We start from the raw sequence: 11,404 nt of genomic DNA on the forward strand, positions 1-11,404 counted from the left end.
TGCTTAAGATCTGCAAAATCTAATATAGTGTCTATTGATTCCTGCTTAGCTGATTCTATAAAACCGCAAGTATTTACAATTATCACATCGGCTTCTTCAAAATCACCTGTCAGTCTATAACCTTTTTCATTTAATATACCCATCATTATTTCTGCATCCACTAGGTTTTTCGAGCAACCCAGGGATTCTAATGCTATTTTTAACATAAATTAATTAACTCCTTATTTAATTTTCTCTTTTTAAATTTTCTAATTCTTCTTTTGTTATTAAAACCTTACGAGGCTTACTTCCCTCACTTGGTCCGACTATACCTCTTTCTTCCATAGAGTCTATAAGTCTAGCAGCTCTATTAAATCCTATTTTGAATTTTCTTTGAAGCATTGATGCTGAGCCTTGGTTGTTTGATACGACAAATTCTATAGCTTCTTCTAAAAATTCATCCTCGTCGCTTTCTTTAACTGGAACAACCTTAGATATAGTCTCTATTATCTCTTCTTCGTATTTTACTTCTTCTTGTTTTTGGTTTTTAATTTCTTCTATTACTTTTTCAGATTCCTCTTCTGATATAAAGGCACCTTGTATTCTAACTGGTTTAGCAGCTCCTAGAGGATAGTAAAGCATATCTCCTTTGCCAAGTAATTTTTCAGCTCCACCCATATCTAAAATAGTTCTAGAATCTGTTTGTGAAGAAACTGCAAATGCTATTCTTGAAGGAATATTCGCCTTGATTATACCAGTTATTACATCTACAGATGGTCTTTGTGTAGCTATAATTAAATGCATACCTGCAGCTCTCGCCATTTGAGCAAGTCTACATATATAATCTTCTACTTCATTGCCACACGCCATCATTAAATCAGCTAACTCGTCTATTATTATGACGATTTTGTACATTTTTTCAGCGCATTTTTTGTTGTAGCCCGTTATATCTTTGACTCCATTTTCTGCAAATAACTTGTATCTCTTGTTCATTTCACTTACTGCCCAATTTAAAGCATTTGAAGCCTTTTTAGGGTCTGTTACTACTGGAGATAGTAAGTGTGGTATTCCATTGTAATGAGCAAGCTCAACCACCTTAGGGTCTATTAAAAGAAGCTTAACATCGTTTGGTGATGATTTATATAGTAGAGATGTTATTATTGTATTTACGCAAACACTCTTACCAGAACCTGTAGCACCTGCTATAAGTAGATGAGGCATTTTCGCTAAATCTGCTATAAGCGGTTTTCCTGTTATTTCCTTTCCAAGTCCAACTGCTAGACTAGATGGATGATTTTTAAACTCGTCGCTAGTTATAACTTCTCTAAGTCCTACAACTTGAGGATTATCGTTTGGAACTTCTATGCCTATTACAGATTTTCCTGGAACTGGAGCTTCTATTCTTATACTTCTTGCAGCTAAACTAAGTGCTAAATCATCAGATAAATTTACTATCTTACTTACCTTTGTTCCAGCCTCTGGAGATACCTCGTATCTAGTTATAGTAGGCCCAAATGTCACGTTACAGTCTTTTATATTGATATTGAAATTTTTAAGACAATCTATAACTGCATCACGTTTATTTTCTTCCTTAAGAGCTTTATTATTATTGTAATTTTTAAGACAATTTATAGAAGGTCCTTTATAACTATCGCCTTCTAGGTTAAAATCAAGCTGTTTTACATCGTTTGTTTTTTCTAAATCGATTTTATTTGTGTCAAACACAGATTTATCGTAGTTAGAAGTCTTCTCAGTAACTTCCTTCTTTTCATTTGCAGTACCTTCTTGGTTTATAAGATCTTTTAATTCCTTTAGATCATCTAAAGTTTGTGTACCTTCAAGTATTTCTAAAACATCGTCATCTGCTTGGTTAAAACCTACTATTTTAATAGTCTTTTCATCGTCGTATTCATTTGAATCCTCTATTTGATTTTCACTATTTTCAATTTGAGGTACTTCTTCGTCATTTTTATTTTTCTTATTTAGAAGCTTTTTGAAAAATCCTTCCTTTTCCTCTACTGCTGTAGTGTCCATAGTAGTATCGTCTACTTCATCAGTTACCATATCTAAAGCTGATTTCTTTATATTTTGTAGTACATCCTTGAAATCGACATCTCCATCTTTGGCTTTTATAGATTTATCCTTTATACTCAAAATTAAGTCTTTTATTGATATATTAAATACAAATAAAATACTTAAAAATAGAGCAAATAAACTTATCAACCAACCACCAGTTATACCAAATATCTCCTTTATATAGTAGGCAACTATAGATGTAACAAGACCTATCCCGCCTTCTTCAACTGAAACCTTCATAATTGAGCTTATCATTTCTGGTCTCAATGGGTTGTCAACTGGTATAAGATTTGAATTCAAAAGACCGTAAAAAATAAATATAAATACTATAGCTATGTAACATATTTTGCTCTTTCTCAATCTAAATACATACTCATTGTGATCAAAGAACCCTAAAATACCTATTACAACAATAGCTATAGGTATCATCATGGCCAAAGAACCAAATAATCCTTTAAATACCTCTTGAGTCATCTTTCCTATAAGACCCATAGAAGTTGAATTTAAACTGTATAATAAAAAGATACCTATAAATATTGTTATTAAATTACTGTACTCTGTTCCAATTACAATATTACTTTTTTTCTTTTTAGAAAATTTACTTTGTTTTTTCTTACCTGCCACTCATCTCACCTCTTATTTTAAGGATATTAAATGCTGCAAATTCTCATACTCACAGCAAAAAGTGTTAATGCATAAACACTAACACTTTATTGTATTTTACTATTATATCATAAATTATAGCATTTAAACACATAAGATTTATGTTGTTTATTTATTGTCACATTCCTTTATCAAATCTTTAAGTTTTGTAAGAGATTCTTTAAGACCCCCAACTTCATCTATAAGTCCGTATTCTACAGCGTCCTTTCCGATTAGTACACTTCCTACATCGCTTACTAATTCGTCCTTTGCATGCATTAATTTCGTCAAATCCTCTTTAGATATATTAGAAGTCCTAACTATAAAGTCATTTATTCTCTCCTGCATCTTTTTAAAGTATTGGAAGGTTTCATTTACACCTATGACAAGTCCATTTGTCCTAATCGGATGCACTATCATAGTAGCACTTGGAGCTATAAATGAATAATCTCCAGCAGTAGCAAGCGGAACCCCTATAGAATGACTTCCTCCTAAAACAAGCGTTACTACTTTTTTAGATAAGCTGTTTATGAGTTCTGCCATCGCAAGTCCTGCCTCTACATCTCCTCCGACAGTATTTAGTATTACTAAAATTCCCTTTATTTGAGGATCTTCCTCTACAGAATAGAGCATCGGTATAATATGTTCGTATTTTGTGGCTTTTTTTTGAGGGTTTCCCATGAAATGACCTTCAATTTCGCCAATTATAGTTATACATTGTATTTCCTTGCTCTCATTTGTAGGTACCTTTGGTGTACCCACTTCATTTATATTCTGTACTACTTGTTTTTCTTTTGTGCTCTGTTCGTCGTTGTTATTATTTGGATTTTTGTTTTGACTATTTGAATCTCCGTTTTGCACTGCATTAAGTAAATTTAAATCGTCTATATTTTCAAACTTCCAATCACAAAATTTTATATAATCCTTGCAAAAATCTTCATGCTTTTTCATGCTGTCACCTCTTAAGATTTATTTTAATTAGTATATATTAAAATGTATTTATTTCTAATATAATAACTAAAAATATTTTATCCAAAATAAAGAATTTTATTTAAAAAAAATAGACCCACCTATATAAAGTAAGTCTATTTTTTATGTATTTTAAATTATATTTATTTTTAATCAGCAGAAAAAGCATTATGTATAACGTGAACTGTTGTTACCATATCTTTTTCATCTACAAGACAAGAAAGTGAGTTGTATGAATCAGAAGATTGAAGTAGTGTTACATTTTCTGCATTTAATGCTCTCATTATTTTTGCTATAACGCCAGGTGTTTCAGTGACCTTATTTCCTATTAATGTTACCTTAGCACAGTCTGGTTTTATTTCATATTCTACATCGTATTTTTTAATTATATTTTCTACTTCTTCTAAGTTATTTACATCAAGGGCAAAAGCCTTCTTTTCTGTGAAGAAGTTTATCATATCCATATTGATATGTCTATCTTCCATTTCATTTAATATCTTAGAAAATTCTATTTCATTTGCTATAACCTTTACTTGAGCTATCTTGTCTTTATGAGCAACAGCATTCATAAATTTAACCTTTGAGCTGTCTTCGTATACATCCTTAAACACGTTAGCTGGACCTATTTTAGTTCCTTCAAAACTTGGATTGTAAGTATTTTTTATTTGAAGTATTATATCTGCATTTTTAGCAAGCTCTACAGCTCTTGGATGTATAACCTTGGCACCTTTTTCAGCCATTTGGAATACTTCATCGTAATCTACATATTTTAAAACCTTAGCATCTGGTTCTATTCTTGGGTCAGCTGTCATTATACCGTCTACATCTGTGTATATTTGAACTAAATCACTACCTAATGCTTTACCTATAGCAACTGCAGATGTATCAGAACCACCTCTACCTAGAGTAGTTATTTCACCATCTTCTGTTCCACCTTGGAAACCTGCTATTATTACAACTTTTCCATCAGCTAATTCTTTTTGTATTTTTTTAGGATTTATTTTTTTGATTTTTGCATTTGAAAATGCCTTTGTAGTTGTTATACCTGCTTGAACTCCTGTTAAAAATGTAGCTGGTATACCCATTGAATCAAGCATAGTTGCAAGTATTGTTCCTGATATTATTTCACCACATGACATTATCATATCAAGCTCTCTCTTAGTCGGTCTGTCATTTATATTAGTACACATGCTTATAAGCGTATCTGTAGCGTATGGTGCTCCTTTTCTTCCCATAGCTGAAACTACTACTGCGATATCTTTATATTCTTCCTTATAAGATTCTATTATTTTACAGACTTCTTTCATCTTTTCATATGATGCTACTGAAGTACCACCAAATTTTTGTACTAAAACCCCCATATTATCCTCCTAATATATTCCTTCATATTCTATTATTATCATATCATTTCCAATTTTTCTAACATTTCTCCAAGGCACTTCTAATACATCCTTATCTTTTCTAAGACCTAAAAAACCTCTCTCTCTAGGTATTGATAAAGCTAAAATACTCCCATCTGTCTCATCTACTATAATATCACACTCACCTACTACACCTAATCTCTCTCCTGTAACTAGGTTGACTATTTCTTTACCTGCTATTTCAGATAAATACATAAATATCCCTCCAATATAAATTTAAATATACCTAATAAAGATCTTCTTATATTATAAATTTATATTTTCTACATCTTTACCTACTATACAGACACCTAATTTTTCTAGATTAAAAACTTTTTCGATTATTTTTACTACATCTTCGTACTCTACTTGATTGATATAATCTATAATATCTTGTTCATCATCGACTTTATTTCTCATGAGTAGACTTTTTCCATTTGACATCATCCTACTGCTAGTGCTCTCAAGATCTAGCATGTAACTTCCCTTTAGTTGCTCTTTACTTTCACTTATTTCTTCTAGTGAAATATAATTTTGTCTGATAAGCTTTATTTCCTCTAGTATCATATCGTATACTTCTTTTATATTTTCAGTGCTGGTGCTAGCAAATATCCCCAATTCGCCACAAGTTTCATATAGAGTCTGTGATGAGTATATTGAATAAACTAGCCCCTTTTCTTCACGTATCTTTTGAAATAATCTCGAACTTATACTTCCTCCAAATACATTATTTACTACGGCTAAAGCATAAACTTCACTGTCATTTGTCATAGGTATAGCTTCTAAATTAATTGCTAAATTTACCTGTTCTGTATCCTTGTTCTTTTTTATAAAGCATGGATTAAACTCTGGTTTTGTAATACTAGCATGTATTTCCTTTTTCTCCCAAGCTTTAAATTTTGCCTCAATTTGGTTCACAATCTCTTCAAATTTAAAATTACCACAAATAGATATTACAGAATTATTTGGAATGTAATATTTATTGTAGTAATCTAAAATATTTTCTCTTTTAAAATTTTTAAGAGTTTTTCTATTGCCTAAAATATTCATTCCAAGGTTATGATTTTTGTAAATATTTTCAAGTAATAAATCATAAGCCAAATCTTCTGGAGAATCCTCATACATTTTTAACTCTTCTAGAATTACAAATTTTTCTTTTCCAATGTCTTTTTTGTCAAAAGAAGAATTAAGTATCATATCGCTTAAAACATCTATCCCTATATTTATATGCTCATCTAGTAGCTTCACATAAAAACACGTATATTCCTTACTAGTAAAGGCATTTATCACTCCACCTAAATTGTCTATTTCTCTAGCTAAATCCTTTGCAGATCTATTTTTTGTACCTTTAAATAGCATATGCTCTATAAAATGTGATACTCCACTATTTTCTTCTGTCTCTATAACTGAACCTGCTTTTATCCAAATACCTAATGATATTGATTTTAAATATGGAATTTCTTCTCCAATTATAGTAAGTCCATTTTTTAAGGTCTGACATTTGTACATACTGTCCTCCAATTGTTTAAATATTGAAAATTATATATGTATTAATTATAGTGTACACAATTAATTTATACAAGTGAAAAATTCTCATTTTGAAAATACATCGCTCAATTTTCCTGGGATATATCCCTTAGTTCTGATTATAGATATGATGTCATCTAGACACATAGCTGTAGCCTTTGTAGGGTGCATTAGAACTATACTTCCGTTTTTTATATCCTTCTTTTTTATTCTATTTATTATATTTTGTGGGTTGTCCTTATCCATCCAGTCTATAGTATCTACATCCCATTTATAACATATATAACCTAAATCATTTGCAGCTTTTACAGTATCTTTTCCAAAAGCTCCAGATGGTGCCTGAAAGAAACAGCTATTTGTCTTAGTTATAGAATCGATTATATCCTTTGATTTTTTAATTTGATTTAAATTTTCTTCGTATGATAGTGTATCGTAATTTAGATGCTGGTATCCATGATTTGCAATTTCATGACCTTTATCCTGCATTTGTAATAATTGCTCTTGATTTTTTTCAGCCCATTTACCTGTAACTGCGAACGTTATTTTTACATTTTCCTTGTCTAGAGTTTCTAAAATTTTTTGGATATATTCATCCTCCCAACCTAAATCTACGTTGCAAGTAATTGCAACGTAGCCACTGTTTTCATCAGTCCCCATTGTATATGGTTGGTTATTTCCCGCTAGATCTAATATATCCATAGTATCTAAGACTCTATTTTTTATAGTATATAAAATTCCACCTATTATAAATAAAACAACTAATATAAAGATAATTATTTTTTTTAATTTATTTTTATTTATAACCATCATTATCATACAAGCTTCCTCCTCGTTTATGTACAATCCTATATTACATATTATTTAAGAAAGAAGTTTTTTATTCATATTTTCAAAAAACAAAAAAATCTTTGCCCTAATAAAATGGGAAAGATTTTTATTGTCTATAATTTATTTTTATTTATGATCTCTCTTTGGTTTAGGAAGTAATGCCTTTCTAGATACATTAACTCTTCCTTTTTCGTCTATTTCAGTGACCTTAACTTCTACTTCATCGCCTATCTTTAGTACATCTTCTACTTTGTTTACTCTTTCATGAGCTATATGAGATATATGAAGTAGACCTTCTTTTCCTGGAAGCAATTCTACAAAAGCACCGAAGTTTAGTATTCTAGTTACTTTACCTTTATATACTTGTCCTACTTCTACTTCTGCAACTATATCTGATATTTTCTTTTGTGCTAATTCTATCATTTCAGAATCTGTACCTGATATGAATACTTCACCAGTTTGTTCTATATCTATTTTAACTCCTGTTTCATCGATTATCTTAGTTATTACTTTTCCACCAGCTCCTATGACGTCTCTGATTTTGTCTGGATTTATTTGCATAGTCACTATCTTAGGTGCGTATTTAGATAATTGTGGTCTTGGAGCATCTATTGTTTTTCTCATTTCGTTTAATATGTGTAATCTACCTAATCTAGCTTGTGCAAGTGCTCTTCTTAGTATATCTTCATCTATACCAGCTATTTTTATATCCATTTGGATAGCTGTTATACCGTGTTCTGTACCTGCTACTTTAAAGTCCATATCACCTAGATGATCTTCCATACCTTGTATATCTGAAAGTATAGCTATTTCTCCATCTTGTTCTATTAGACCCATAGCGATACCTGCTACCATATCTTTTATAGGTACCCCTGCATCTAAAAGTGATAAAGTAGATCCACAAACACTACCTTGAGAAGTTGAACCATTTGAACTTAAAACTTCTGATACAAGTCTTATTGCATATGGGAATTCTTCTTTAGATGGTATAACTGGAAGTAGTGCTCTTTCTGCTAATGCACCGTGACCTATTTCTCTTCTTCCTGGTCCTCTAGATGGTCTAGCTTCACCTACAGAGTAAGCTGGGAAGTTGTAGTGATGCATATATCTCTTGTTTTCTTCTTCGTCTAATCCGTCAAGTATTTGAACATCGCCTAATGCTCCTAGAGTTGTTATTGTCATTACTTGAGTTTGACCTCTTGTAAATAATCCTGAACCATGTGCTCTAGGTACAAATCCGCAATCACACCATATAGGTCTTATTTCGTCTAGCTTTCTAGCATCAGGTCTTCTACCTTCGTGTACTATCATCTTTCTAACTTGTTCTTTTATTATTTTATCTAAAACTGCTACTATATCGCCTTCAAATTCTTCTAAAGTTTCTTCATCGAAGCTTTCTAGTATTTCATTTTTAACGGCGTCCATAGCTTCTTGTCTTTCTAATTTTTCTATTACTCTTACAGCTTGTTTCATTTTTTCTGTAGCCATTTCACGAACTTTAGCTTCTATTTCTTCATCTGGTTCTGGTTCTACAAATTCCATTTTTTCTTTGCCTACTTCAGCTACTATACCTTCTATAAATTCAACTATTTTTTTGATCTCTTCGTGAGCTGTAAGTATTGCTTCAAGCATTAATGATTCTGGTATTTCTTCTGCTCCCGCTTCAACCATCATTACTGCATCTTTTGTCCCTGAAACAGTAAGATGTAATGAACTCTTTTCTCTTTGTTCAGCTGTAGGATTTACTACTAATGCTCCGTCTACAAGTCCCATAGAAACAGATCCAGTTGGACCGTTAAATGGTATTTCAGATATTGATAGAGCAACTGATGATCCTATCATAGCAACTATATCTGGTGTACAGTCGTGGTCTACTGATAATACAGTAGCTACTACTTGTACGTCATTTCTAAATCCTTTTGGGAATAATGGTCTTATCGGTCTATCAATAAGTCTTGATGTAAGTATAGCTTTTTCAGATGGTTTCCCTTCTCTTTTTAAGAATCCGCCTGGGATTTTACCTACTGAATATAGTTTTTCTTCGTAATCAACACTTAGTGGGAAAAAGTCTACTCCTTCTCTTGGTTCAGCAGACTTAGATACGTTTACCATAACCATAGTTTCCCCGTATTTAAGTATAGCACTACCGCTTGCTAATTGTGCTATTTTTCCTATCTCCACAGACAACTCTCTGCCCGCTAATTCCATTGTAAAAATCTTATGTTCAAACATTAATGCTTTTACCTCCTATTATATTAAACCCTTTTTTCATTCTCTTTAATATATTATCAAAAATATTATAAATAAACAATAAGGCTTACTGCTATTATGTAGTTATTTGTATTTAATAAGAAGAGCTTATCGCTAAAATTTCAGGTCCTGTATGAGAACAAATACAAGATCCTCCTCTTGTTATATATATTTTTTTAGCCTTTATTTTCTTTGATACTTCCTCTTGTAGCTTTTTAAAGTCTGCTTCATTTGAACCATATCCAATAGTCAAAATCTTGTCCTCTAGATTCCCACCATTTAACTCTAAAATCATATCTACAAGCTTAGAAGCTATCTGCTTTGTACCTCTGACTTTAGATACTATTTTATTTTTTCCATTTTCCATAGCGCATATAGGCTTAATGCTAAGCATGTTTCCCACAAAAGAAACCACACTTGGTAGTCTTCCACTTTGTTTTAAGTATTCAAGTGTAAAAGGTACAAATAATAAATTGACACTATCTCTCAATTTTTCTAGTTCATCTACTATTTGTTTGGCTGATAGCTTACCTTCTTCGATTAAATCAATCGCCTTTATAACGTATTGTCCACTTCCCAATGATAAAAATAAACTATCGAATATGTATATATTTCCATCTACATCATTTTTAGCTAAATTAGCACTTTGGAATGTTCCTGATGCTTTAGAGGAACCTGTTATACATATAATGTCATATCCTTCTTTGGTATATTTTTCAAATACTTCCTTAAAATCAACATACGTAATTTGTGATGTTTTGGGTAGATTCTCGCTATTTTTTAAAATATCGTAAAACTCTTCTTTTGTAAAATCTACTCCATCCTTGTATTCTTTACCATCTATATTTATTGTCAAGGGTATCATTTCTGCAAAATCTTTATTGCTTATCTCATCTGGAATATCACACATACTGTCGTAAATTAGTTTTATTTTCATGACCGAAGCCCCCTTGTTTAAAAATTTTATAGTATCCTATTTCTAATATTTATAATTATATATTTATAATATCCATTCTCGCCATCTTAAATACAAAAAAAGCAAGTATTTATGTATACCTGCTTTTTAATCAAAAGTAATAAGACTATTTTCTTAATCCTAATTTAGCTATTAAAGCTCTGTAACCTTCTAGGTCTTTTTCTTTTAGGTAAGCTAATAAGTTTCTTCTTCTACCAACCATTTTTAATAGTCCTCTTCTTGAATGGTGGTCTTTTTTGTGAACTCTTAAATGTTCGTTAAGTTCGTTTATTCTAGCTGTTAATAAAGCTATTTGTACTTCTGGAGAACCAGTATCTCCTTCTTTTCTTCCAAATTCTTTGATTATTTCTTGTTTGTTCATCCTTTGATGTACCTCCATTTATTTATTTACAAGCGCCATTTACTAAGCATCGATTGGAGTATTCAGATGCCGGGTAATGGTTAACTTCCTTGTCTATTCTATCATAACTTAATTACTTTTGCAAATATACTTTTCATATATTTTTTTTGTATCTTTTTTTAATTGTTCTTTTAATTCATCTAGAGAATTAAATTTCTTTTCATCTCTTATTCTTTCCAAAAATTCAAGCTTTATAGTTTCACCATAAATATCTTGATTAAACTGTAAAATATTAGTCTCAATTGATAATTTTTCAACTCTTACAGTTGGATTAAAGCCTATATTTGTAGCTCCCATATAAACTTTATCTTTAATGTAAACCTTTGTAGCATATATACCAGGTCTAGGAAGGATTAA

At 31.1% G+C, this 11,404-nt stretch carries 10 protein-coding genes and 1 pseudogene; all 11 read right to left on the reverse strand.

Annotated features, from left to right (window positions below; all coding sequences use genetic code 11):
• Positions 1–206: pseudogene (locus MR593_RS13545) on the reverse strand (30S ribosomal protein S12 methylthiotransferase RimO); the annotation flags it as partial.
• Positions 207–225: 19 nt separating this feature from the next.
• Positions 226–2,679, reverse strand: a complete 2,454-nt coding sequence (locus MR593_RS00505; protein WP_290685736.1) for an FtsK/SpoIIIE family DNA translocase — start codon at positions 2,677–2,679, stop codon at positions 226–228.
• Positions 2,680–2,826: 147 nt separating this feature from the next.
• Entirely contained in the window at positions 2,827–3,648 is an 822-nt protein-coding gene (locus tag MR593_RS00510) for an ATP-dependent Clp protease proteolytic subunit (protein ID WP_331474696.1), read from the reverse strand.
• Positions 3,649–3,815: 167 nt separating this feature from the next.
• The gene (gene dapG, locus MR593_RS00515; RefSeq protein ID WP_290685738.1) at positions 3,816–5,027 is read right to left on the reverse strand and encodes an aspartate kinase; all 1,212 of its coding nucleotides are present in this window, start codon (positions 5,025–5,027) and stop codon (positions 3,816–3,818) included.
• A gap of 9 nt (positions 5,028–5,036) precedes the next feature.
• The gene (locus MR593_RS00520) at positions 5,037–5,282 is read right to left on the reverse strand and encodes a YlmC/YmxH family sporulation protein (protein WP_290685741.1); all 246 of its coding nucleotides are present in this window, start codon (positions 5,280–5,282) and stop codon (positions 5,037–5,039) included.
• 51 nt (positions 5,283–5,333) lie between these two features.
• Positions 5,334–6,575: a M16 family metallopeptidase gene (locus tag MR593_RS00525; protein WP_290685743.1), complete on the reverse strand. Its 1,242-nt coding sequence runs from the start codon at positions 6,573–6,575 to the stop codon at positions 5,334–5,336.
• 84 nt (positions 6,576–6,659) lie between these two features.
• The gene (locus tag MR593_RS00530) at positions 6,660–7,409 is read right to left on the reverse strand and encodes a polysaccharide deacetylase family protein (protein WP_290685746.1); all 750 of its coding nucleotides are present in this window, start codon (positions 7,407–7,409) and stop codon (positions 6,660–6,662) included.
• Positions 7,410–7,547: 138 nt separating this feature from the next.
• Positions 7,548–9,653 (reverse strand): polyribonucleotide nucleotidyltransferase, encoded by a 2,106-nt coding sequence (gene pnp / locus MR593_RS00535; protein ID WP_290685748.1) that lies wholly within the window; start codon positions 9,651–9,653, stop codon positions 7,548–7,550.
• 112 nt (positions 9,654–9,765) lie between these two features.
• Positions 9,766–10,608 carry a DegV family protein gene (locus tag MR593_RS00540; protein WP_290685750.1) on the reverse strand — a complete coding sequence of 281 codons (843 nt, stop codon included), beginning with the start codon at positions 10,606–10,608 and terminating at the stop codon, positions 9,766–9,768.
• 145 nt (positions 10,609–10,753) lie between these two features.
• Positions 10,754–11,008 (reverse strand): 30S ribosomal protein S15, encoded by a 255-nt coding sequence (gene rpsO, locus MR593_RS00545; protein WP_290685753.1) that lies wholly within the window; start codon positions 11,006–11,008, stop codon positions 10,754–10,756.
• 108 nt (positions 11,009–11,116) lie between these two features.
• A partial coding sequence (locus MR593_RS00550; RefSeq protein ID WP_290685756.1) for a riboflavin kinase occupies positions 11,117–11,404 on the reverse strand: 288 nt, incomplete at its 5' end.

Origin of the sequence: Intestinibacter sp., from assembly GCF_022780145.1 — a bacterium.
GTDB lineage: Bacteria > Bacillota > Clostridia > Peptostreptococcales > Peptostreptococcaceae > Intestinibacter.

What these genes read in the sequence shown, in the direction of transcription:
- MR593_RS00520 (WP_290685741.1), bottom strand. Translation starts at nt 5,282, where the DNA reads ATGTATTTATCTGAAATAGCAGGTAAAGAAATAGTCAACCTAGTTACA.
- MR593_RS00530 (WP_290685746.1), bottom strand. Translation starts at nt 7,409, where the DNA reads ATGATAATGATGGTTATAAATAAAAATAAATTAAAAAAAATAATTATC.
- MR593_RS00510 (WP_331474696.1), bottom strand. Translation starts at nt 3,648, where the DNA reads ATGAAAAAGCATGAAGATTTTTGCAAGGATTATATAAAATTTTGTGAT.
- dapG (WP_290685738.1), bottom strand. Translation starts at nt 5,027, where the DNA reads ATGGGGGTTTTAGTACAAAAATTTGGTGGTACTTCAGTAGCATCATAT.
- MR593_RS00525 (WP_290685743.1), bottom strand. Translation starts at nt 6,575, where the DNA reads ATGTACAAATGTCAGACCTTAAAAAATGGACTTACTATAATTGGAGAA.
- rpsO (WP_290685753.1), bottom strand. Translation starts at nt 11,008, where the DNA reads ATGAACAAACAAGAAATAATCAAAGAATTTGGAAGAAAAGAAGGAGAT.
- pnp (WP_290685748.1), bottom strand. Translation starts at nt 9,653, where the DNA reads ATGTTTGAACATAAGATTTTTACAATGGAATTAGCGGGCAGAGAGTTG.
- MR593_RS00540 (WP_290685750.1), bottom strand. Translation starts at nt 10,608, where the DNA reads ATGAAAATAAAACTAATTTACGACAGTATGTGTGATATTCCAGATGAG.